The sequence below is a fragment of the Rhodoferax ferrireducens genome (assembly GCF_003347515.1).
Taxonomy (GTDB): Bacteria; Pseudomonadota; Gammaproteobacteria; order Burkholderiales; family Burkholderiaceae_C; genus Rhodoferax.
Map to the genome: position 1 here is coordinate 243,274 of NZ_QEII01000297.1, position 22,979 is coordinate 266,252.

The window sequence follows — 22,979 nt, forward strand, 5'->3', positions numbered from 1 at the left end:
GCCATGAGCGCCCGGCATCCGCCCCGCCTCCGCCGGCCCGTGCATCACTGATGCACAACCAAGCCCCAACCGCCAAGCAAGCAAAAACGTCAGCGCGTCAACACCTTGTGGATCGTGGCCGCCAACTCTTCCGCGACAAACTTGGCCACATAGCCATCGGCCCCCACGCTCTTCACATGCACTTCATTGGTCGAACCAGTGAGCGACGAATGGATGACAACCGGGATCGACTTGAAGCGGGCGTCCTGCTTGATGTTGCGCGTCAACGTGAAGCCGTCCATTTCGGGCATTTCCAGATCGGTCAGCACCAAAGCCACTTTGTCTTTGACCGTTTTCCCCTCGCTCTCGGCCTGCGCCGCGATGGACTGCAGGCGCTCCCAGGCTTCCTTGCCGGTCTTGGTCATGATGTAAGGCACATTCATGGCTTTCAGACCCTGCTCAATCATCATCCGGGCCACCGCCGAATCGTCCGCCGCCAGGATGACCGTCCCAGCCGGCAGCTGCACCTTGGAAAGGACTTCAGCAACCTGGGCCGCCTCATGCTCCTGAGGAAACACATCCCGCAGAATCTGTTCCACGTCCAGCACCTGCGCCAGCCTGGTGTTCTCGGCGTTGCCGTCCAGCCGGGCAATGCTGGTGACCAGGCCGCCGCCTGTGCCCTCGGCCGACAGCACCTGCTTCCACTCCAGGCGCACAATTTCGTTCACCTCCTCCACCGCAAAAGCCTGCGTGGTGCGCGCAAACTCAGTCACCAGCAAGATGCCCAGCCCCTTGGTCGGATTGCAGCCGACCAGCGCCGGCAGGTTGATCACCGTGATCATCTGCCCGCGGATATTGGCCACGCCCATGACGGCAGGCGGCGAGTTGACCATGACGGTGATCTCGGGCATCACCAGAATCTCGCGCACCTTGAACACATTGATGCCAAACAGTTCCCGCCGATCCGTGCCCGGTGCTTCACCCAAACGAAACAGCAGCAACTCAAACATGCTGTTGCCGGCCAGGTTGGTGCGCTCGTCGATGTCGCGCATGGGCTGTGATTTGTTCATGAATTCATCCGGTAAAGGGAGCAGGGGTAAAGGGATTGCGGCCCCGATGGTAACGCGTGGTCAGGTCCTACTTGGGCCACAGCACCCACAGGCGCAAGGGCTGCTTGAGACGGCCCGCCAACTCGGCGGCGGCGGGGCTCCAACCGGCAAAATAGTCGGCCCGCACGGCACCCACGATGGCGCTGCCCGTGTCCTGCGCCAGCACCAGTTTTTGCAGGTTGACATTGGGGCCTTTGGACGCCAGCCAGACCGGCGTGCCGTAGGGAATGCTGCCGGGATCGACCGCGATCGAGCGGCCCGGTGTCAGCGCCACGCCTTGCGCGCCTTTGGGGCCCCAGGCCGCGTCCTGCTCGGACAAAGGCTCTTCCTTGAAGAAAACCGTGCGTGGATTGCTCCACAGCAGCTCATTGACACGCCCCGGATTCTGTGCCACCCAGGTCTTGATGGCAGGCCACGAGGCATCGCGCACCGCGCCCTGGTCTATCAGCCACTTGCCCACGCTTTTGTAGGGCTGGTCGTTGGAGCCGGCATAGGCCAGCCGGACCATGGCCTGCGAGCCGTCGGGCGCCGTGATGCGCATGCGCCCGGAACCCTGAATCTGCAACACCAGCGCATCGATGGGGTCCGCCAGAAAGGCAATTTCGCGACCCTTGAGCGCCGCCTGCACCGGCGCCTGGGTGTCGATCTCCTGGCGCGTGTACCAGGGCTTGCGCTGCGCCAGCCCCAAAGGCGGACGGTACAAAGGCACGCTGAAACCGGCGCTGGCCTGGCGCGCGCCTTCCAGCACCGGCTCGAAATAGGCGGTCAGCAAGCCTTCCGCGCCGCCGGCCAGGGCCTCGACCCGGTAAGGCTGCAGCCGTCCCATCAGCCAGGCGCGCTGTTCGTCGACGCCGCCGATGCTCAGACCTCGCACCTCGGCGCACAGGGGCGCAAACACCGGGCCCGGTCGCTCGCAGCTCTTGATCCAGGCATTCCAGGCTTCATGCAAGGCATCGTCCTCGAAGCCCGGCAGCTCAGCCCAGCGCACCGCCGTCCAGCGGCTCTTGGCCCGCACAATGGGCTCCGGCAGGGTGCCGGTGTCGCCCGCCAGCACCCCTTTTGCCGCCGCCACCGGCCCGGTCGCCGGGGGACTCTGCGGCGCAGGCGTGGACAAGGGCACACTGCTGCACGCGGCCAGCATCCCTACAATCAGGGCCATCCAAACGGTACACAGGAGTCGGTTCATGAGTTTGCTATTACTTGAAGCATTGGGGGCGCTGCTGCTGCTGCTGCTGATTGTCTGGTGGACCATGTTTTCAGGGCGCAGCAAAGGTGAGTTGCCAGCAAAGCCTGACGAAAAAAAACCGGACTGAAGCGAGGCGTGCTGGGAGCGCATGGCGTCAGGGGTTCGTGCGCAGCAGATTGACCAGTTCCACCGCGGACTTGACTTCCATTTTGTCAAACACGCGGGCCCGGTGAACTTCAACCGTTCTGACACTGATGTCCAGCCGGTCGGCGATCAACTTGTTGGGTAGCCCCTCCAGTACCAGGCGCATAACATCCCGTTCCCGCTCGGTCAATTCGGCCTGGCGTTCCTGCAGCAGCCCGGTTTTTCTGCGCGCCTGCGTATAGGCCTGTGATTGCGCCAGCGCCTGTTCCACCCGGTCCACCAGGGCATTGTCGGAAAAGGGTTTTTCACAAAAATCAAAAGCGCCGCGCTTGACCGCATCCACGGCGGTCGGCACATCGGCGTGGCCGGTCAGGAAGATCACCGGCATGGCGCGATGCAGATCGCGCTCGATCAGCCAGTCAAACAGTGCCAGACCACTCATGCCCGGCATGCGCACATCCAGCAGCAGGCAGCTGGGCTGATTCGGTGGCGCGTTGCCGGTCAGCTTGCGCTGAAACGCTTCGGCGTTCTCAAACACTTCGCTCAGCAAACGGCGCGAACGCAGCAGCCACGCCAATGCGTCGCGCACGCTCGCGTCGTCGTCCACGACATAAACCAGGGCATCAATCAGAGGTTGCATGGGGCGATGTTATGCCACAGCGCCGGCGGGCAGGGTGAAGATGAAAACCGTTCCCTGGGGCACATTGGGCTCGAACACCAGGGCGCCGCCGTGTTGCTCCACCACCGTGCGGCACAGACTCAAGCCCAGCCCCATGCCCTCCGCCTTGGTGGTGAAGAAGGGATTGAACAGCTGCAGTTGCACCTCCGGTGCAATACCTTCCCCGATATCGGCCACCGAGAACTCCACCCATTGACTGTGCCCCCCCGCTTTCACCCGGCGAACGCGCATCAGCAACACCCGCTCCAGAATATGCGGCTGGTCCATGGCCTGCATGGCATTGCGCGCCAGGTTGAGCAGGACCTGCTCAACCATGGTTCGGTCGCACAGCACGCACGGCACGCCGGGCTCGACTTCGATCTGCACCCGTACCAGCAGCTTGCGCGCCTGCAGGTGGATCAGCGGCAGGATGGCGTCCAGCAAGACTTGCGGCGCCACCGCGTCGCGCACCTGATCGCGCCGGCGCACAAAGTCGTGAACGCTCTTGATCACTTTGCCGGCCCGCTCGGCCTGCTCCGCAATGCGCTGCATGGCCTGGGTCAATTCGCTCCCGAATTCTTGGGCCGCGTTGGGCCCATCGGCCAGCAGATTGATCGACCCGGTCGCGTAGCTGGAGATGGCGGCCAGGGGCTGGTTCAGTTCGTGGCTCAGCAACGACGCCATTTCGCCTACCGTGGCCAGGCGCGCCGTGGCCTGCAGCCGTTCCTGGCTGGTGCGCGACAACTCCTCCACCCGGCGCTGTTCACTGATGTCCAGAAAAGCACTCATCCAGCCACTCTGCACGCCTTGGGCATTGATCAGCGGGGCCTCAATGATGAGCACGGGAAACCGGGAACCGTCCTTGCGCATGAACACGGACTCGAACCCTTCGCGCGGCGGCACATTGCCAGCCAGACGGATCGCCTGGCGTTGCTGGTATTCGTCGATCGACTCTGGCGGCCAGTAGGGCGCCGGTATGCTGTGCCCCAGCAACTCCTCTTCTGTGAATCCCACCATCTGGCAAAAGGCGGGGTTGACGTAGGTGATATGACCGTGCAAATCGCGCGCCCGCAAGCCCGTCACCAAAGAGTCTTCCATCGCCTTGCGAAAAGCGAGGGCATCGGCCAGATCGTGCTCGGCCTTGAGGCGCCGGCGCATGTCCTTGCCCAGAACGGCCAGCACCGACACCAGCGTGATCGACATCACGGTGACCAGCGCCGTCAGCACATTGGGAAACAGATCAGGCGCGCCACGCCAGCTGTCCATGCGCAGCACCAGTGTCGTCCCCGGCAGATCCATCAATTGGTGGGCCGTAAAGACCCGGCTGCCCCGGCGCGCCGAGCCACGCAGCGCCAGTCGGGTACCGTCGCCCTCGGTGAACGAAATTTCATAGTTGCGGGTCATCTGCTGCCCCACCAGCACGTCCAGCACGTCTTGCAGGGCATAGGTCGCCACCACGAAACCCGTGAGCTTGCCGCCTCGCTGCAGGGGCAGGCACAGCTCCATGACTTCCACGCCGAGCCCATCCATCAGCGGCACAAAATAGCTGCTGGCATAGGCCGGGCCACTGAAGCGGCGGGCCGTGGCACATGCCTGCGTCACATCGGACTGCGTATTGTCGCGCCCCATGCGGTCAAACACCGGCGGGCGAAAGGGCGTGTCGGCGTGGGATTGCACATGCATGGCGCTGTCGCGCCATTCCAGGCGCACGAGTTCGCGGTGCTCACGCAACATGGTGGCTGCGTCAATCGCCCAGGAGTTGGGCGTCGGATCGCTGTACTGCAGGGCCTGCAGGCTTTGCACATTGCGCGTGAAAGCCGCCCGCACGTCACCCACGGCCTGCTCCGCATCACGCTCCAGGCGGCCCTGCACCTGGGCGGCCTCATACAGCCCGGCCAGCCAGACCAGCATGACCAGCATGGCCGCGACCAGCAACACCAGCACGCTCCACAGGGCACGCCGACGCAAGGCAGAAGGGGGGCGCTCGGCGCCAGGCTCCGTCTTCAGCGTGGCACCTCATTCTTGCTGCCGTCTGCCGCCGCTTTGCGCTGCACCCGAGTGATTTTTGGATCGGCCCAGGCACCATCAATGTGAAACTCCTGCGTGGCGGCTTCAATCAAGGGCCGGCGCAAAAACATCTGGGCCAGGAAGGTGCCCAACCCAACCGCCGGGTTGATGACCGTCGCGATCAGGGAGGCGGTGCCGGCATTGATTTCAGGCACTACCACTACCTTGATATCCTGTGTTTCCTTCGCAATATCGGCGCGTCCCTCCATCAGCACCGCCGCATTGACGCCCTTCATTTGCAGATTGTTGGTTTTGGCGATGCCCTGCTCGATCGTAACGTCACCGCGCAGAAAGTCGAAAGAGAAGCCTTCGCTGAAGACATCCCTGAAATCCAGCGTGAAGCGGCGCGGCAAGGCCTGCAGACTCAAGACCCCCAACAACTTGGCCATGCCCGGATCGGCCTTCAGGAACTGGCCTGTTTCCACATTGACGGTGAACGCACCCGTCATGGACGGGTAGTCCAGGCTGAAGGGCGAGCCCATCCAGGCGACTTGCCCTTCCATCTTGCCGTGCCCCTGGCGCACCACGTCCTTCATGCCAAAACGCGACAGCAGTTCGCCACCATCCGCGATGTCGAGCTTGAAATTCATCACCGTGCGCCGCTGCGCCGGCGCACTGCGTGATGAGGCCGAACCGACCGCCGCCCAGTTGCCTGTCGCGGTCAGCACCGCCTCTGGCGTGATCACGTTGAGCTTGCTGAGCCGCCACTCGCGCGCACCCACACCGGCATCCCGGTTGATGGCCTCCACCTCGACCCGACCGAGGCGTTTGCCGCGCAGCTCAAAATCTTCCACCACGATGTCCAGGGCCGGAATGCTCGCCGGCTGCTCATTGAGCAGGGCCTCCACCTCGCGGGCCGTGCCGGGCGCGATGGTCAACCTGGCCAACCGGGCATGGACGCGACCCAGCCCGGCGTCCGACGGCTGCCGGTATTCCACATACCCATTGAGTTCGGTGGCGTCCAGATTGGCCCGCCACAGCAAGCCCTCACGCGTGCCACCGACGACCACGTTATGCAGCGTGCGCCCGCCAAAGCTCAACTCGCGCGCCCGCACGGCCATGGCGGTGGGCAGATAGCCCAGAGGCGCGCTGCTGACCGTGCTGACGGGCGGGCGCGGGGTGCCAACCGGGGCAGGGACAGGCGTTGGCGCGGCCACCGCCAACGGCGTGCCCGCCGCCTGCGACAACACGGAGCTCCAGGCATCCATATCCACGTTGCTCAAGTTGATGTTGGCCAATACCCCTTCATCGGGCATGGGGGCCGACTCGGGCGGCGACAGGCCCACCCCGATTGAGCCACGCAGCACGCGCGGCTCAGGCCCCGACAGATCGCGCACATAGGCGATCGACGCCAGACGCCCCAGCTCCAGCGTCAACTGGTCGCGCAATCGCAGCTGCCCACCTGGGCCGGGCAGCTGCGAGTCACGGGTCAGCGCGGTCTCCAGCCGAAAAGGCAGCAAGGCTTCGGCGCTCTTGTTCAAGGGCGCGGGCAGGCTCAAGGCCAGGCCCTGCAAATTGCTGGAGACCAGCAGCTCAGGTTCGCCCTGGCGAAAGCCCAACACCGCGGTGTACGCCGCACTGCCACTGGCATGCTGCGCCATGCGTGCCACAAAGCCCAGCTCGTTGGCCTGGCGCAGCCCCTCGGCAGAGGCCGTGCCGCTGGCGCGGATCACGATCGGCGCCTCCACGCGCCCGGGGCTGACCCCGGACGGCGCTACCGATCCCCCGTCCAGACGCACGTCCCCACCCAGCATGCGCGCCTGGCCCGCAGCAATGGCAAAACCGCTCTCTGAAAAACTCACCACCCCACGCGAGCGCGCCAGTTTGGGCGTGCCCGGAGTGATCTGGATGTCGTTGCCGCTGAGCGTGACGCTGCCCTGCACCACGGACTTGTCAATATTGGCAATCGGCAGGATCAGCTTCAATTTGTAGTCGGCCGTTCCGCTCGCCACCGCCTGGCTCAGCGCCCGCCCGGTCATCGACCCCAGCGGCGAGCCATTAACGATGCCCAGGCCCTCGCCCAAGGCACCGCGCGCTTCGGCGTTGACCGTCACCGTGGCGTGGGTCAAGTCGGGAATCACGGCCTCCGCCTTGCTGATCTGCACGCCGCCCGTGGCGCCCATCCTGGCACGCGCGCCCTTGACCTGCAACTGCAAACGATCGATCACCAACTCGCCGCTAAGCTGTGTCAACGCCGGCCAGGGTAGCGCCTCCTGAGGCTGGATGCTGCGCGGCACATAAGCATAGGTGGCATCCTGGACGTTGGCCGTAATCCTGAATTCACCCTGCTTGGGGTCGGCAAAAGGCATGTTGTGCAGATCGCCCTTGACCTTGAACCTGACGTTGTTGGAGGTGCCGCCCTGGAGCGCATTGCGCAGGTAGTCACGCACCGCCTGGTGGATGACCAGGGGCAGATAGCGGTGCACGCGCGTGCCGTCGGCACGACTCAGTGTGGCCTGCAAGTCCAGCACACCCGGAAACCGCGCGCGGCCAAGGGCCGTGGCGGGGTTGCTCGTCTCCCATTTGAGCTGCGCCTCGCCTTGCGCATCGGCGTTGTTGAACTTCGCATTCGGCAGCTGTACGGCGACACGCTCACCGTTGATTTGCCACTTGACGTCGCCGGAAAACTGCGTGAGCGGGATCACCGGTTCGTCAAACACGCCCGGCAGCTCGACGGCGCCGTCGGCCAGACTGACGCTGGCCCGGCCAGCGGACTGGTTGAGGTCAAACTCGATGCGGGCACCGCGGATACCGGGGGAGCCCAAGGCGATGGCGGGGTTGGCCGTCGTCGTCTTGGTCGTGCCCGCCGCCAATTCAAACTGACTCACCAGCCCCTTGAGCTCGTATTTGCTAAAGGCCCCCATCGGCCCCTGCCAGCTGGCCTGGATCCGCTCCACCAGCCCCTTGGGCGCATACGCCAGCAGCAGGGCACGGGAGGAGGCCTCAATCGGCAGGCGATCGGCGATCTGCGCCAGCGCCGCCAGATCCAGCTTGTCGCCTTTGAACTCTCCACGCGCGGCTATTTTGCCCTCGGCCCCCATGTACATCACGCGCAGATTGCCGCCCGGCCAGTGCAGGCCGTCGCGGGTGTCAAACTGGAGCCCTTGGGTGGAAAACTCGAAACCGGTCGCCAGCCTGCGCCCCCCCAGGCGCCCGCGCACCGATTGCAACTCCAGCGCCTGCAAACCGGTGCCCAGCGTCATGTTCACCTCGGCCAGCGCCACGTCCGCCTGAGCCCCCACCAGCTCCCCCTGGCTAACCTCGGCCCAGGCGGTGACGGCGCCATTGCCCTGGTGCAGATCGACGCCAACGTCGGCATAACGGCGCAGCTCGGACAAGTCCACCCGCGGCAAGGCGGCGTAGAGCTGGCCGTCCCAGTCCTGCCAGCGACCCCGGTGGCGTGACAGCAAAGGCTGCTGGAGCTGGCCCCGCACACTGAAGCGCTCGCCCCATGACACGGGCGGCGTGGCGTCGAAGCGCATGTCGTGACGACGCCCCTTGTTGCGCACCACCAGCGCGACCTGCTTGAGTGCCAGCGTCGGCGTCGCCCGCAATTCATCCGTCCACAGGATGGTGCCATCATGAATGGCGAACTCGATCTGCGAAAAAAACCAGTCGGCCGCGCCATCGCCGGTGTCGCCGCTCCCGGAAAAATCGAGCCCCGCGACGATTATTTTTCCGTTGATGTTGCGCCGGATATTGAGCTCCGGCCGGTCAATGTAAAGCTGTTCAAACCCGAGCCGCCAGACCGATCGCGGGGACAGCGCCGCCAGCACGCGCGGCAGCCGCAAGGCTTCCCGACCCTGGGCGTCAAACAGCTGGATATCGGTCAGTTCAAACGAGGGGATCATGCCGGTCGAATGCGCGCTAATGGCCCCGATGCGCACCGGAACCCCCAGTAGCTGCGAAGCCCGGGCTTCGAGCTGCGGGCGAAACTCGCCGATACGCGGCACAATCAGCCAATGCAGCGCGCCCCAGACCACCCCAAACACAAGCCATGCAGCAAGCAGCAAACCCAGCGACCAGCGGGCGACGGTTGTCAGGGTTTTCAGCAGTGATGAGGGGGCCGGCGTCAAGTCAATCATTGTGAAACTGGATATATGACAGGAATTATGACCGGCCCCGCATTGTCGACCCACTCGCGTTTTGGCCAGCGCGTACGCCGCCGTTACGAGAACCAGCTGCATTTGTTGCCGCCCGGCGTCCCGGATCAGGCGGCGATGGCACAGGCCTTCGAAGCCTTGAAAACTTTGGGTGGCGATACCGGCAGCGCTTTGCGCACCACACGCCAGCTGGTGCTCGAACGCCTGCTGTACCTGGACTGCGATGAACAGACCCCCCTGAGCCAGATCACCCAAGCCATGACCACGCTGGCGGAATTCGCGCTGAAGACAGCCTGCGCAGACGTTCAGCACCTGCTGGAGCAGGCCCACGGCCGCCCCGGCACGCCGGACGGTGAACGCGCCCTGCTGTGGATCGTCGGCATGGGCAAATTGGGGGCGCGCGAACTCAACGTCTCCAGCGACATCGACCTGATCTATGTCTACGACCAGGACGGCGACACGACAGGCGATGCCCAGGGGCGCGGGCGCATCTCGAATCAGGAGTACTTTGCCAAGGCGGTGCGGGCTATCTACGCCCTGATCGGCGACACCACCGAACACGGCTTTGTTTTTCGCGTCGATCTGGCGCTGCGGCCCAACGGCAACTCCGGGCCACCCGCGGTGTCGCTGGGCGCGCTGGAAGAATACCTGCATGTGCAGGGCCGCGAGTGGGAACGCTTTGCCTGGCTCAAGAGCCGCGTGGTGGCCACGCTGGGCGGCGAGGCCAATGGCTCGGCCCAGGCGCTGCGCGGCGTGGTGATGCCCTTCGTGTTCCGACGCTACCTCGACTACAACGTGTTTGATTCGCTGCGCGTGCTGCACCGGCAAATCCGCGACCACGCGGGCAAACGCAGCGCCGGACGCCCCGAGCGCGCCAACGACGTCAAGCTCTCGCGCGGCGGCATTCGCGAAATCGAATTCATCGTGCAGGTGCTGCAGGTGGTGCGCGGCGGGCAGTTTCCCGAGCTGCGAACACGCCCCACGCTGAGTGCGCTGACGCGGCTGGCCAAGGCCGGTCTGATGCCGCAAAAAACCGCCGAAGCGCTGGCGCAGGCCTACGATTTTTTGCGCCGGGTGGAACACCGAATTCAGTACCTGGACGATCAGCAGACCCATGTGCTGCCGACGCAGGACCACGACCTGGACTGGATTGCCAGCACTCTGGGCTACGCCACAACTTACCAACTGTTACACGAACTCGATACCCACCGTGAGCTGGTGGCGCAGGAATTTGACGCCCTGCTCGGCGGCGGGGCGCACAAGGAATGCAAGGGCTGCAACGGGAACAACGGCGGCAAGAACGGTGCGGCCGCGCCCGATTTCGATGAGTTGCTGGAGCAATTACCGGCCAATTTCCGCGCCCGCGTGCTCGCTTGGCGCGAGCACCCGCGCGTGCTGGCCCTGCGCGAGGAGTCACGCGCCCGGCTGGTACGGCTGATTGGGCGCACCGCCCAGTGGGTGCGCGAGGGCAAGGTGACCGAGCAAGCGGCGGTGCGGCTGGCCGACTGGATTGAACCCCTGCTGCGGCGCGAAAGTTACCTGGCCCTGCTGCTGGAGCGCCCCAATGTGCACGAACGCTTGCTGCGCCTGCTGGGCGCGGCACGCTGGCCGGCGCGTTACCTGCTGCTGCACCCGGGGGTGATTGATGAACTGGCCGGCGCCGGCATGCTGGATGAACGTTTTTGCGCCGCTGACTTCGAGCATGAACTCGACCACCGGCGCGCCTCATTGGCCGGCACCGGCGAAGACGACGACGAGGTGCTACTCAACCTGCTGCGCCGCGCCCACCATGCCGAAGTTTTCCGCACGCTGGCGCGAGACGTTGAAGGCAAACTGAGCGTCGAGCAAGTGGCCGACGACCTGAGCTCGCTGGCCGAAGCGGTGTTGCGCGTGACCAGCCGCTGGTGCTGGGACCGCCTGAAAAACAAGCATCGCGCCACACCCCAGTTTGCCATCATTGCCTACGGCAAGCTCGGCGGCAAGGAACTCGGCTACGGCAGCGATCTGGACATCGTGTTCGTCTACCAGGACGAGGACGAACGGGCCGGCGAGGTCTATGCCAGCCTGGTACGCAAACTGATCAACTGGCTGACTGTCAAGACCGGTGAAGGCGACCTGTACGAGATCGACACCGCCTTGCGACCCAACGGCAACTCCGGCCTCCTGATCACCAGCTTTGACGCCTACGCCGATTACCAGCAGCAGCGCGGCTCCAACACCGCCTGGACCTGGGAACACCAGGCCATGACGCGCGCCCGCTTCGTCCTGGGCGACGACAGCTTGCGCCTGCGCTTTGACGCCATCCGCAAAGCCGTCATCGCCGCGCCGCGCGACGCCCTGGCCTTGAAGGCCGAAATCATCAGCATGCGCAACCGGGTTCGCGCCGCCCATCCGGTCCGGGGCGAGCAGTTTGACGTCAAGCAAAGCCCGGGCGGCATGATTGATGTGGAATTCGTCATGCAGTACCTGGTGCTGTCGCACGCCGCGCAGCACCCCGAGCTGATCGACAACGCCGGCAATATTGCCCTGCTGGAGCGCGCCGAAGCGCTTGGCCTGCTGCCGGTCGGGGTCGGCCACGCGGCGGCTAGCGCTTACCGCGAGTTGCGCCGGGTGCAGCATCGCGCCCGCCTCAACGAAGAACCAACGCATGTCTTCATGCCTGAACTGCAGCAACAGCGCGATGCCGTGTTGGCTTTGTGGCAAACCGTGTTTGACACGGCAACGTACTGAGTGTCCGCAGGCGCGCGCCGGGGGCGTCCCGGTGCTTTGCTGATCCAAATCAAGCTATGGCGCAAAGCCGGACTTTGCGCGCCGCCATTTATAGAAACCACTACATATAGTGGTTAGCATCGTGTTCCGCACTACCTATAGTGCTTCGAGGGGACACCGATGAACACAGCTATTGCACCCGTTGTCACGCACATCATCAAGCGCGACGGTGGCATCAAACCGTTTGACCTGGCCAAAATTGCCTTTGCACTGGAGCGCGCCGGCCAGGCCGGCGGCGAGTTCGGCGCGGCCGAGGCCCAGCACCTCACCCAGTCCGTGGTGGCGCCGGCCATCCGGGCGCTCGGAGCGGTCACGCCGCACATCGAGCAAATTCAAGACGCGGTCGAGTCCGCCCTGTTCGGTGCCGGCCATCCCAAAACCCTGCGCGCCTACATCGTCTACCGCGAGCAGCACAAAAAGCTGCGCCACGACCGCAAGACCCTGGTGGACGTGGAGTCCAGCATGAACGAATACCTGCAGCAGCTCGACTGGCGCGTCAACGCCAATGCCAACCAGGGCTACTCGCTGGGCGGCCTCATCCTCAATGTCTCGGGCAAGGTGATCGCCAACTACTGGCTGAACCACGTCTACCCGCCGGAGGTGGGCGCGGCGCACCGCAGCGCCGCCCTGCACATTCACGACCTGGACATGCTGGCCGGTTATTGCGCCGGCTGGTCGCTGCGCACCCTGCTGCATGAGGGCCTGAACGGTGTGCCGGGCAAGGTCGAGTCCGGCCCGCCCAAGCACCTGTCCAGTGCCGTCGGGCAAATCGTCAACTTTCTGGGCACGCTGCAAAACGAGTGGGCCGGCGCCCAGGCCTTCAGCTCGTTCGACACCTACATGGCGCCCTACATCAAGAAGGACAGCCTGGACTACGCCGACGTGCGCCAGTGCCTGCAGGAGCTGATTTACAACCTGAACGTGCCCTCGCGCTGGGGCACGCAAACGCCGTTCACCAACCTGACTTTTGACTGGGTCTGCCCGGAAGACCTGCGCGAGCAGGTACCGGTGATCGCCGGCGAGGAAATGCCTTTTTGCTACGGCGAGTTGCAGGCCGAGATGGACATGATCAACCGCGCCTACATCGAGGTCATGATGGCCGGCGACGCCAAGGGCCGGGTCTTCACCTTCCCGATCCCGACCTACAACATCACGGAAGACTTCGAGTGGTACAGCCCGAACGCCGAAGCCCTGTTCGAGATGACGGCCAGGTACGGCCTGCCCTACTTCCAGAACTTCATCAATTCGGAACTCAAGCCGAACATGATCCGCTCCATGTGCTGCCGCCTGCAGCTGGATTTGCGCGAGCTGCTCAAGCGCGGCAACGGCCTGTTCGGCTCGGCCGAGCAGACCGGCTCGCTCGGCGTGGTCACGATCAACTGCGCGCGCCTGGGCTATCTGCACCAGGGCGACGAGGCCAGCATGCTGAAAGCACTCGACACCCTGCTGGAGCTCGGCCGCGACAGCCTGGAGATCAAGCGCAAGGTGATCCAGCGCCACATGGACAACGGCCTGTTCCCCTATACCAAGCGCTACCTGGGCACGCTGCGCAACCACTTCTCCACACTGGGCGTGAACGGCATCAACGAGATGATCCGCAACATCACACAAGACCAGCACGACATCAGCAGCGAATGGGGCCACGCCTTCGCCATTCGCCTGCTCGACCATGTGCGCGCCCGCATGCTCGAATTCCAGGACCAGACCGGCCACATGTACAACCTGGAAGCCACGCCGGCCGAGGGCACGACCTACCGCTTCGCCAAGGAAGACGCCAGGCAGTTCCCCGACATCCGGCAGGCGGGCACCCAGGACATGCCTTACTACACCAACTCCAGCCAGTTGCCGGTCGGCTTCACCGACGACCCGTTCGAGGCGCTGGAGCTGCAGGACGATTTGCAGCGCAAGTACACCGGCGGCACCGTCCTGCACCTGTACATGACCGAGCCCCTGAGCAGCGCCGAGGCCTGCCGCCAGCTGGTCAAGCGCGCGCTGTCGCGTTTCCGTTTGCCCTACATCACCGTGACACCCACCTTCTCGATCTGCCCCAAACACGGTTACCTGGGCGGACGCCACGATTTTTGCCCCAGGTGCGACGCCGAGATCATCGCGCGCAAGCAACTGGAAACTGTTTGACCCCCAACCCAAGAAAGACCCCCATGACCGATCAAAGCGAACAACAATTTCTGGCCCAGCCAGCCCAAACCATTCTGCTGCGTGACGACGAGCGCCAGCGCTGCGAGGTGTGGACCCGCGTCATGGGCTACCACCGCCCGATGGCGTCCTTCAACACCGGCAAAAAAGGCGAGTTCCATGAGCGCACCTACTTTGACGAACGCCGCTGCCAGCTGGCGGATGTCAGCGCCTAATTCCATTTCCAAATCATTCATGTCTAGGCGACGAGCCGCAGGCAGTGCTGTAGCACGACAAGGCGAGACAACAACGACAGGGATGATTTTGAAAGGGAACGAGTTGGCCACCGACAAGGAACTCAAGGTGGGCGGCCTCACGCCCTTCAGCGCCACCGACTACCCCGGCCAGCTGGCCGCCGTGGTGTTTGTGCAGGGTTGCCCCTGGCGCTGCGGCTACTGCCACAACCCGCATCTGCAAACGCGCACCGGCGACAGTCCGCTGGCCTGGCCGCGCATCCTGACCCGCCTGCAGCGGCGCATCGGGCTGATTGACGCCGTCGTCTTCAGCGGCGGCGAGCCGACCATCGACCCCGGCCTGGAAGCTGCGATGCGCGAGGTGCGCGCACTTGGCTTTGGCGTCGGCCTGCACACGGCCGGCGCCTACCCGCGGCGTCTGGCCGAGGTGCTGCCGCTGGTCGATTGGGTCGGCATCGATGTCAAGGCCACCTGGCCCGGCTACGACGCCATCACCCGCATCAGCGATAGCGCCCGCCACGCATTCGCCAGCGCGGAGCTGGTGCTGGCCAGCGGCGTAGCACACGAATTTCGCACCACGGTCCACCCCGACCTGCACACGGAGCAGGACATCCTGGCCCTGGCGCACTCCTTGAGCACCATGGGGGTCAAGCACTACGCCTTGCAGGTGTTTCGCGGCACCGGGTGTGCCGATAAGGGTCTCCCATCGCGGAGCACGGCGGGTTATCCCGGCACCGAGCTGCTGGCACGCGTGTCGGCCTTGTTTACGGGATTCACCTTCAGACGCGAGTAAGCCGGCGATAGATAGACCTACCGCACGGCGGGCCTTGGTCAAACTTAAATCAAACGATTGATTTAAGTGCTTTAATCAGCGCCCATGCGTAAATCCAGCACCCCTGTTGCGCTGCGCGGCGACGGCATCGAAGCCCGCCGGCGGCTCTTGCACACGGCCCTGAGGCTGTTTGCCGAAAAAGGCTTTGCCAAGACCTCCACGCGCGCGATCGCCTTGGCGGCGGGGGCCAACATTGGCGCCATCAGCTACTACTTCGGCGACAAGGCGGGTCTGTACCGCGCGGTGTGTGCCGGCCCGCTGGGCGGCGCCGACGAGGACCCGACCCAGTTTGACCAAGCCGGTCTCAGCTTGCGCCAGTCACTGCAGGGCTTGCTGACGGGGTTTACCGAGCCCCTGAAGCGAGGCGACCTGGCGCAACACTGCATGCGGCTGCATTTTCGCGAAATGCTGGAGCCCACCGGGATCTGGGACCAGAAGATTGACAAGCACATCAAACCGGCGCACGAGGGTCTGCTGCGCGTGTTGTGCCGTCATCTGGATCTTGAAGCCGCCGACGACGATTTGCACCGCCTGGCCTTCTCCATCGTGGGCCTGGGCATTCACCTGTTTGTCGGCTACGACGTGATGCAGGCCCTCAAGCCGGAACTCGCCGGCACACCCCAGGCCATCGACCTTTATACCGAACGCCTGGTCGATTACGCGCTGGCCATGGTGCACAGCGAAGCGCTGCGACGCCAGAGCGCCTGACACCGCATTTTTCACACCCTCCCGAACCGAGCCCCTCACCATGAACCGATTCAAACTCAAACCAGTTGCTCTTGTATTGATAGCTGCTTGCGTAATAACGGCGGGGGCTATCGCCCTGTTTTCTTCAAACTCCGGGGGCGCTGTCAAGCCGGCGGCCTCCAGCACACCGGCCAAACCGGCACTGACCGTGACCACCACGCAAGCCCAGGCCAGCGCCCTGCCCATCAAGCTGGCGGCCAACGGCACGATCGCCGCCTGGCAGGAAGCCAGTGTCGGCACGGAGAGCAATGGCCTGCGCCTGGCCGAGGTGCTGGTGAATGTGGGCGACGTGGTGCAGCGCGGCCAGTTGCTGGCCCGCTTTGCCACGGAAAGCGTGCAGGCCGACGTGGCGCAGTCCCGCGCCGCCGTCAACGAGGCCAGCGCCAGCGCGCTGGAAGCCACCGCCAACGCCGACCGCGTGCGCGCGCTCCAAGGTACCGGCACCTTCAGCGGGCAACAAATCAACCAGTACCTGACGGCCGAGCAGACCGCCAAGGCACGGGTGGATTCAGCCAAGGCCGCGCTGGCGGCGCAAGCGCTGCGGCTGAAAAACACCGAGGTGCGGGCGCCGGACAGCGGCATCATCTCCGCGCGCAGCGCCACGGTCGGCGCCGTGGTGGCCAACAGCACCGAGCTGTTCCGCCTGATTCGCCAGGGCCGGCTGGAGTGGCGCGCTGAAGTCACCTCCACCGAACTGGGTCGCATGGTGCCCGGCACCGCCGTCACGGTCACCGCCGCCAACGGCACGCAGCTCAGCGGCCGGGTGCGCATGGTGGCGCCGACCGTGGACCCGCAAACCCGCGCCGGCCTGGTCTATGTCGATCTGCCACCGATGTTGGCGCCAGCGAGCGAAGCCAAAAACGTGGGGGCCAAATTTTCCGCCGGGCCGCCCCAAGGGAAATTAGCCCCCTCGGGGGGCAGCGCAGCACACGAAGTGGCCAGCGTGGGGGCCACACTCCCAGGTATGTTTGCGCGTGGCGAGTTTGAACTCGGCAGCTCGAATGCCCTGAGCGTGCCGCAGCAATCGGTGGTGGTGCGCGATGGGTTCAGCTACGCGTTTCGCCTGAATGACGACCAGCGCGTCAGCCAGGTCAAGCTGCAGATCGGGCGGCGCGTCGGTGACCGGGTCGAGGTGCTGGACGGCATCAGCGCCGACGCGGTGCTGGTGGCCAGCGGCGCCGGCTTCCTGAACGATGGCGACCTGGTGAAAGTGGCGCCAGCTCCTGCCCCAACTCCAGCCTCAAATACGCCTCCAGCCCCCGTCCCACCTGCGCAAGCAGCTTCTAAATAAGGAGCAGTCATGAACTTCTCCTCGCTCTCCATCAAGAACCCGGTGCCGGCCATCATGCTGTTTGTGCTGCTGACGCTGGCTGGCATTCTGTCGTTCCGCTCCAACGCCGTGCAGGACTTTCCCGATATCGAACTGCCCATCGTCATCGTCAGTGCCGAGCTCTCGGGCGCCGCCCCGGCGCAGCTGGAGACCGAAGTCGGGCGCAAACTCGAAGACGCGGTGGCCACCTTGCAAGGCGTGAAAAACATTTACACCAAGGTGCTGGACGGCACGGTGCAGCTCACGGTCGAATTCATCCTGGAAAAACCGATTGCCGAGGCCGTGAACGACGTGCGCGACGCCGTGGCGCGTGTGCGCGCCGACCTGCCCGCCGACGTGCGCGACCCGACGGTCACCAAAGTTCCGACCTCGGGTCGCGTGGTGCTGACCTTCACGGCGGCGGCCGCGTCGGCAACCGCCAACGCCAGCGCCAGTCCGCTGGACGACCAGGCCCTGAGCTGGTTTGTCGACAACACCGTGGCCAAGCGCCTGCTCAGCGTGCCGGGCGTTGGCACGGTCAAACGCATGGGCGGCGTGAACCGCGAAGTGCGCGTCGAGCTGGACGCCAACAAGATGGCGGCACTGAACGTGGCCGCCGTCGATGTGTCGCGCCGCCTGAAGCTGGTGCAGCAGGAAGCGCCCGGCGGCCGCGGTGATGTGAGTGGTGCCGAGCAGTCGGTGCGCACCATCGCCACCGTCAAGACCGCAGCCGAGCTGGCCCGGCTCGACATCCCCATGGAAGACGGACGCCATCTGCGTCTGGACCAGGTGGCGACCGTGCTCGACACCGTGGCAGAACCACGTGCGGTGGCGACCCAGGACGGCCGCACCGTGGTCGGCTTCGAGATTTTCCGCACCAAGGGCGCCAGCGAAATCGACGTCGCCAATGGCGTGCGCGCCGCCGTCGCCGAGCTGCAGGCGGCCAACCCCACCATCGTGCTGCAGCAGGTTATCGACAACGCCCAGCCGGTGGCGGAAAACTTCCAGGGTTCAATGGAGCTGCTGTACGAGGGCGCGCTGCTGGCGGTGCTGGTGGTGTGGTGGTTCCTGCGCGACTGGCGCGCCACGCTGGTGTCGGCCGCCGCCCTGCCGCTGTCGGTGATCCCGACATTCTTGGGTCTCAAATACTTTGGCTACACCCTCAACACCGTGACCCTGCTGTCGCTGGCGCTGGTGGTCGGCGTGCTGGTGGACGATGCGATTGTCGAGATCGAGAACATCGAGCGCCACCTGCGCATGGGTAAGTCGCCGTTCAAGGCCGCCATGGAAGCCGCCGACGAGATCGGCATGGCGGTGATCGCCACCACCTTCGCCCTGGTGGCGGTGTTCTTGCCGACCGCTTTCATGGGCGGCGTGCCGGGCCTGTTCTTCAAGCAGTTCGGCTGGACCGCCGTGCTGGCGATTCTGGCCTCGCTGGTGGTGGCGCGCCTGCTCACCCCGATGATGGCGGCCTACCTGCTGAAGCCGCACAAGAACGCCGCGCACGCCGACCCGAGCGCGGCCTACCACGAGGCGCCCGATGGCTGGCTGATGAGCCGTTACATGCGCACCATGCGCTGGTGTCTGCGCCACCGAGGCATCACCATGCTGGGCGCCGCCCTGTTCTTCATCGGCTCGATCGCGCTGGTGCCCCTGCTGCCCACCGGCTTTGTGCCGCCGGCGGACCGCGGCCAGACCCAGATCAACATCGAACTCCCCCCCGGCAGCACCTTGGCCGAGACGCGCGCCGTGGCCGAACAGGCGCGCCTGGCCAGCATGACGGTGCCCGAGATCAAGGGCGTGTTTAGCTCGATTGGCGGCGGCTCCAGCGGCGACGCGTTTGCCCCCGGCGCCTCGGCCGAGGCGCGCCGCGCCGTGCTCACGCTCACCACCAGCCACCGCAACGACCGCTCCGAATCCATGGCCGACATTGACGCACAGCTGCGCGGCAAGATGGGCGACATTGCCGGCGCGCGCTTCAACGTCGGCCCGCCCGACACCGGCGTGAAAATGCAGCTGGTGCTGCAAAGCGAAGACCCGGTGGCGCTGCTGGCCAGCGCGCAAAAGGTCGAGCGCGAACTGCGCACCCTGCAGGGCGTGGGCAATGTCAGCTCCAGCGCCTCGCTGGTACGACCGGAGATCATTGTGCGACCCGACAGCGCGCGCGCCGCCGACCTCGGCGTCACGGCCGCCAGCATTGGCGAGACCGTGCGCGTGGCCACCGCCGGCGACTACGACACCAGCCTGCCCAAACTCAACCTGTCCGAGCGCCAGGTGCCGATTCGCGTCAAGCTGCCGGATGCCGTGCGCGCCGACCTGGCGGCGCTGGAGCGCCTGACCGTGCCGGGCAAGAACGGCCCGGTGATGCTGGGCAACGTCGCCACCGTGACCATGGAAAGCGGCCCGGCGCAGATTGACCGGCTGAATCGCAAGCGCAACGTCACGCTGGATGTGGAGCTGGGCAGCCGCCAACTCGGCGAGGTGAACGCCGAGGCGCGGGCCCTGCCCAGCATGCAGAGCCTGCCACCCGGCGTGAAGATTGCCGAACTCGGCGACGCGCAGGAAATGCAGGCCTTGTTCGCCAGCTTTGGCATCGCCATGCTGATTGGCGTGCTGTGCATCTACGGCGTGCTGGTGCTGCTGTTCCATGACTTCATGCAGCCCGTGACCATTCTGGCCGCGCTGCCCTTGAGCATGGGCGGCGCTTTTGTCGCCCTGCTGCTGACCGGGCGGGCGCTGTCCATGCCGTCGATGATCGGCCTGATCATGCTGATGGGCATCGTCACCAAGAACTCGATTCTGCTGGTGGATTACGCTATCCTGGCGCGCCAGGGGCACCCGGCCAACGGCGACCAGCCGGCGGTGGCCGGCATGAGCCGCTTTGACGCGCTGGTGGACGCCTGCCACAAACGCAGCCGCCCGATCCTGATGACGACGATTGCCATGGGTGCCGGCATGATGCCACTGGCCCTGGGCTGGGGCGCCGACCCGAGCTTTCGTTCGCCGATGGCGATTGCCGTGATTGGCGGCCTGATCACCTCCACCTTGCTGAGCCTGCTGGTGGTGCCGGCGGTGTTCACCTACATCGACGATCTGGAGCACCTGATCCGGCGCGGCGTGGCGCAGCTGCGGCGGCCGGCGCCGGCTGCTGTGGCGGCACCGCAGGTGTCATGAGTTAGGTCGTTTTTGTCGCTTTCCAGAATGCGCATCTGATTCCAGCCGCGCATTCGCATCACACAACCGAGAGCAGAAAATGCCAGCAACCGAACTCGTCGTCACCTCATTTGGCAAAGTGGGGGACAAAGAATTGCTGGTGCCCACCGGCCAGCAAGGAAGCACCTTTGCGCACGTTCAGGACTGGGTCACTGAAAAGCTGAAGGCCAAGACGCAGGTGAAAGACATCAGCACATCGGTCCTTGTCAAAGGGATCAAGCAATGGTCTGTTTTTGAGGAAAAATCCGGTTCAAAAACAATTCGGACGGTCTTCAAGATCACGTAAGCCGGTGGGCCGGCCGGAAGCCCCTGATCGCTTGAGCCACGGCGTCTCTTGCGGAGCCTGTGCCTGGCGCCTTGTCCGGCGACATTCGGTCCGCTGAAGTCGGCCCCCCTTGCTGACGGTTGACTGTCAAATGCAGTGTCAGCTATGGGGCGAGTCGTGTAGCCGCAGCGCAGCGGAAAGAGTCAGTCACGAGTGCCCGGTATCGGGATGCCCAATTGCACAAGTTCTGTCGCCGAGGCCGCCGCCGTTCATGGCGGACTTCTGGGTTCCGAAAATCGAGGCCCGGCAAGTTTGAATACACTGGTACAGATGAGGCACACCTCTGAACAGAATCGTAATCGAGACAAGCTTGTTTCCTACGTTTTGGAGCGGAGATTGCAGTGATTAAGTTCTTTCTTCGCTATGACAAAATCGTTGCCGAACCGCTTTCAGATTCAGGAGTGAGCCATGTTGTTTGACCCCGCGCGCCACGAGGCGCTTCAGGCCATCCCCTGGGACGAAAACCGAGTTCGTGCCAACATCGGCATGATCGTGGCCGATGCCGAGTCACGGTTCACACCCCAAGCCTGGTGGCCGCCGCACCCGCGAGATGTGGAACCGTGTGAGGGGGCAAAACAACCCGCCACGCCTTTGTACTATGGCGCCTGCGGTGTGGTGTGGGCACTGCACTACCTGCAAGACGTGGGCGCAGTGCGCCTGCAGCGCAACTACCGCGAGCCGGCACTGCTGGCTGACCTGCTGGCTCGCAACAACGCATGGCTGGGCGACGACGCAGCTGCGCAGGCCGGCTCTTTCATGATGGGCGAGCTACCTATGCGCCTGCTTGAGCACGCAGCGCAGCCGTTGCCAACCACCGCGGACAGGTTGGCTGAATTGATTTCCGGCCAACTGGCACACCCGGCGCGAGAGCTAATGTGGGGATCACCCGGCACGCTGCTGGCCGCGCTCTTCTTGCACCAGCGCACCGGCGAAGTGCGCTGGGCCGACCTGTTCCGAAGCACGGCAGCAATGCTGTGGTCGCAGCTGTTGTGGTCCGAGGAGTTTGGCTGCCACTATTGGACCCAAGACCTGTATGGTCAGCAGTTCACCTTCATCGACGCCGTTCACGGCTTCGTGGCCACCGCCGCGCCCTTGATCCATGGCCGCAACTTGTTGGCCGAAGCCGATTGGGCCGCTTGGCAGGCCTGCTTTGAAAACACCGTGCTGCGCACCGCCACTTGGGAAGGCCAACAAGCCAACTGGCGCGCCCATCTCACACCACCGCCCACCAAGCCCCTGCTGATGCAGTACTGCCACGGTGCACCGGGCTTCGTGATCTGCCTAGCCGACTTGCCGGGCCATGCGCTGGACGATGCGCTCGTCGCAGCGGGTGAAGCGGTCTGGGCCGCCGGCCCGCTGAACAAGGGCTCAAACCTGTGCCACGGCACAGGTGGCAACGGCTATGCCTTTCTCAAGCTCTACCAACGCACAGGTGACTCTGTGTGGCTGCAACGCGCGCAATCCTTTGCTATGCACGGCATCGCGCAGAGCCAGGCGGATGCGAAGCAGTACGGCCAGATGCGGTATTCGCTGTGGACCGGCGACCCCGGTTTTGCTATCTACCTGTGGGACTGCCTGCGCGGCCGCGCCGACTTTCCCACTTTGGACGTGTTCTACGGCGCGGCCAGTACCTGATTGCACGCCGCATGTTGAAAGACGGGCTTTGCTGTGCGCTCGCTCACAGTAGCGGCTTGTATGTCAGGGAAAGTAACTGCCGGTGTCGGCTTTGGAGCGACCAGTTCGCAGACCGCATTACCCGCTAAGGGTCTATTGCTGTCCGACACTGACATTCACCGTTTTTTTCTTCGAGAACTAGAGCCGCGCCGCGTGCGATCCACGGGCGACAAAAAGCTTGTCACAGCGCGCCAGGCGCAGCTCGCGAAGTCGGAAGTCGGCATGATCCCGCTGGTCCTGGGCTGGGGCACCGGCCCAAGCGTTCGTTTGCCGATGGCGATTGCTGCAGCAGTTGGCGGCCCGATGGCCTCCACGCTGCTCAACCTGCTGGCGGCACCGCAGATGCTATCAAAATAACCATCCTCCGGCAAAGCCGGAGGTTTTCATAAATGTGAGCCGCTCAAAGCGGCTAAACAGGGACGCTTACGCGGCCCCTACTCTTTGAGCCACCGAAACGGTGGCAACTTATCTCCACAG

Annotated in this window: 16 protein-coding genes; 11 read left to right on the plus strand and 5 right to left on the minus strand. The window is 64.6% G+C overall.

Annotation, left to right across the window (positions count from 1 at the left end; translation table 11 throughout):
• Positions 1-89 precede the first annotated feature (89 nt).
• On the minus strand, positions 90-1,049 hold the full coding sequence (locus tag C5P05_RS20365; protein ID WP_114971660.1) for a chemotaxis protein: 960 nt from the start codon (positions 1,047-1,049) through the stop codon (positions 90-92).
• Between the two features lie 67 nt (positions 1,050-1,116).
• Complete coding sequence (locus C5P05_RS20370; protein WP_232834593.1) at positions 1,117-2,274, minus strand: murein transglycosylase A; 1,158 nt, start codon at positions 2,272-2,274, stop codon at positions 1,117-1,119.
• On the opposite strand from C5P05_RS20370, the gene C5P05_RS35015 reads away from it, so the two are divergent.
• Positions 2,273-2,401 (plus strand): hypothetical protein, encoded by a 129-nt coding sequence (locus C5P05_RS35015; RefSeq protein ID WP_269813951.1) that lies wholly within the window; start codon positions 2,273-2,275, stop codon positions 2,399-2,401. The genes C5P05_RS20370 and C5P05_RS35015 overlap by 2 nt on opposite strands.
• 27 nt (positions 2,402-2,428) lie before the next feature.
• On the opposite strand, the gene C5P05_RS20375 is transcribed toward C5P05_RS35015, so the two are convergent.
• The 3 genes from C5P05_RS20375 to C5P05_RS20385 form a co-directional block, all read right to left on the minus strand.
• On the minus strand, positions 2,429-3,058 hold the full coding sequence (locus C5P05_RS20375; protein ID WP_114971661.1) for a response regulator transcription factor: 630 nt from the start codon (positions 3,056-3,058) through the stop codon (positions 2,429-2,431).
• 9 nt (positions 3,059-3,067) lie between these two features.
• Positions 3,068-4,996: a two-component system sensor histidine kinase NtrB gene (locus C5P05_RS20380; RefSeq protein WP_114971689.1), complete on the minus strand. Its 1,929-nt coding sequence runs from the start codon at positions 4,994-4,996 to the stop codon at positions 3,068-3,070.
• 83 nt (positions 4,997-5,079) lie between these two features.
• Positions 5,080-9,228 (minus strand): YhdP family protein, encoded by a 4,149-nt coding sequence (locus C5P05_RS20385; protein WP_114971662.1) that lies wholly within the window; start codon positions 9,226-9,228, stop codon positions 5,080-5,082.
• 27 nt (positions 9,229-9,255) lie between these two features.
• On the opposite strand from C5P05_RS20385, the gene glnE reads away from it, so the two are divergent.
• The 10 genes from glnE (at position 9,256) to C5P05_RS20435 (ending at position 22,859) form a co-directional block, all read left to right on the plus strand.
• Positions 9,256-11,976 carry a bifunctional [glutamate--ammonia ligase]-adenylyl-L-tyrosine phosphorylase/[glutamate--ammonia-ligase] adenylyltransferase gene (gene glnE, locus C5P05_RS20390; protein ID WP_232834594.1) on the plus strand — a complete coding sequence of 907 codons (2,721 nt, stop codon included), beginning with the start codon at positions 9,256-9,258 and terminating at the stop codon, positions 11,974-11,976.
• 159 nt (positions 11,977-12,135) lie between these two features.
• Positions 12,136-14,151, plus strand: coding sequence for a ribonucleoside triphosphate reductase (locus C5P05_RS20395; protein WP_114971664.1), 2,016 nt, complete (start codon positions 12,136-12,138; stop codon positions 14,149-14,151).
• Between the two features lie 23 nt (positions 14,152-14,174).
• Positions 14,175-14,384 (plus strand): anaerobic ribonucleoside-triphosphate reductase, encoded by a 210-nt coding sequence (gene nrdD / locus C5P05_RS35020; protein WP_114971665.1) that lies wholly within the window; start codon positions 14,175-14,177, stop codon positions 14,382-14,384.
• Between the two features lie 82 nt (positions 14,385-14,466).
• On the plus strand, positions 14,467-15,195 hold the full coding sequence (locus tag C5P05_RS20405; RefSeq protein ID WP_114971666.1) for an anaerobic ribonucleoside-triphosphate reductase activating protein: 729 nt from the start codon (positions 14,467-14,469) through the stop codon (positions 15,193-15,195).
• Positions 15,196-15,279: 84 nt separating this feature from the next.
• The gene (locus C5P05_RS20410; protein ID WP_114971667.1) at positions 15,280-15,942 is read left to right on the plus strand and encodes a CerR family C-terminal domain-containing protein; all 663 of its coding nucleotides are present in this window, start codon (positions 15,280-15,282) and stop codon (positions 15,940-15,942) included.
• 40 nt (positions 15,943-15,982) lie between these two features.
• Complete coding sequence (locus tag C5P05_RS20415; protein ID WP_114971668.1) at positions 15,983-17,272, plus strand: efflux RND transporter periplasmic adaptor subunit; 1,290 nt, start codon at positions 15,983-15,985, stop codon at positions 17,270-17,272.
• A 9-nt stretch (positions 17,273-17,281) separates the two neighbouring features.
• Positions 17,282-20,464 (plus strand): efflux RND transporter permease subunit, encoded by a 3,183-nt coding sequence (locus C5P05_RS20420; RefSeq protein ID WP_114971669.1) that lies wholly within the window; start codon positions 17,282-17,284, stop codon positions 20,462-20,464.
• Positions 20,465-20,543: 79 nt separating this feature from the next.
• Positions 20,544-20,789: a hypothetical protein gene (locus C5P05_RS20425; RefSeq protein ID WP_114971670.1), complete on the plus strand. Its 246-nt coding sequence runs from the start codon at positions 20,544-20,546 to the stop codon at positions 20,787-20,789.
• 447 nt (positions 20,790-21,236) lie between these two features.
• Entirely contained in the window at positions 21,237-22,463 is a 1,227-nt protein-coding gene (locus C5P05_RS20430; protein WP_114971671.1) for a lanthionine synthetase C family protein, read from the plus strand.
• Between the two features lie 192 nt (positions 22,464-22,655).
• Entirely contained in the window at positions 22,656-22,859 is a 204-nt protein-coding gene (locus tag C5P05_RS20435; RefSeq protein ID WP_157979405.1) for a hypothetical protein, read from the plus strand.
• Positions 22,860-22,979 lie beyond the last annotated feature (120 nt).

Coding starts and splice junctions, on each gene's coding strand:
- C5P05_RS20365 (WP_114971660.1), bottom strand. CDS start 1,049: ATGAACAAATCACAGCCCATGCGCGACATCGACGAGCGCACCAACCTG.
- C5P05_RS35015 (WP_269813951.1), top strand. CDS start 2,273: ATGAGTTTGCTATTACTTGAAGCATTGGGGGCGCTGCTGCTGCTGCTG.
- C5P05_RS20370 (WP_232834593.1), bottom strand. CDS start 2,274: ATGAACCGACTCCTGTGTACCGTTTGGATGGCCCTGATTGTAGGGATG.
- C5P05_RS20375 (WP_114971661.1), bottom strand. CDS start 3,058: ATGCAACCTCTGATTGATGCCCTGGTTTATGTCGTGGACGACGACGCG.
- C5P05_RS20380 (WP_114971689.1), bottom strand. CDS start 4,996: ATGCTGGTCATGCTGGTCTGGCTGGCCGGGCTGTATGAGGCCGCCCAG.
- C5P05_RS20385 (WP_114971662.1), bottom strand. CDS start 9,228: ATGATTGACTTGACGCCGGCCCCCTCATCACTGCTGAAAACCCTGACA.
- glnE (WP_232834594.1), top strand. CDS start 9,256: ATGACCGGCCCCGCATTGTCGACCCACTCGCGTTTTGGCCAGCGCGTA.
- C5P05_RS20395 (WP_114971664.1), top strand. CDS start 12,136: ATGAACACAGCTATTGCACCCGTTGTCACGCACATCATCAAGCGCGAC.
- nrdD (WP_114971665.1), top strand. CDS start 14,175: ATGACCGATCAAAGCGAACAACAATTTCTGGCCCAGCCAGCCCAAACC.
- C5P05_RS20405 (WP_114971666.1), top strand. CDS start 14,467: ATGATTTTGAAAGGGAACGAGTTGGCCACCGACAAGGAACTCAAGGTG.
- C5P05_RS20410 (WP_114971667.1), top strand. CDS start 15,280: ATGCGTAAATCCAGCACCCCTGTTGCGCTGCGCGGCGACGGCATCGAA.
- C5P05_RS20415 (WP_114971668.1), top strand. CDS start 15,983: ATGAACCGATTCAAACTCAAACCAGTTGCTCTTGTATTGATAGCTGCT.
- C5P05_RS20420 (WP_114971669.1), top strand. CDS start 17,282: ATGAACTTCTCCTCGCTCTCCATCAAGAACCCGGTGCCGGCCATCATG.
- C5P05_RS20425 (WP_114971670.1), top strand. CDS start 20,544: ATGCCAGCAACCGAACTCGTCGTCACCTCATTTGGCAAAGTGGGGGAC.
- C5P05_RS20430 (WP_114971671.1), top strand. CDS start 21,237: ATGTTGTTTGACCCCGCGCGCCACGAGGCGCTTCAGGCCATCCCCTGG.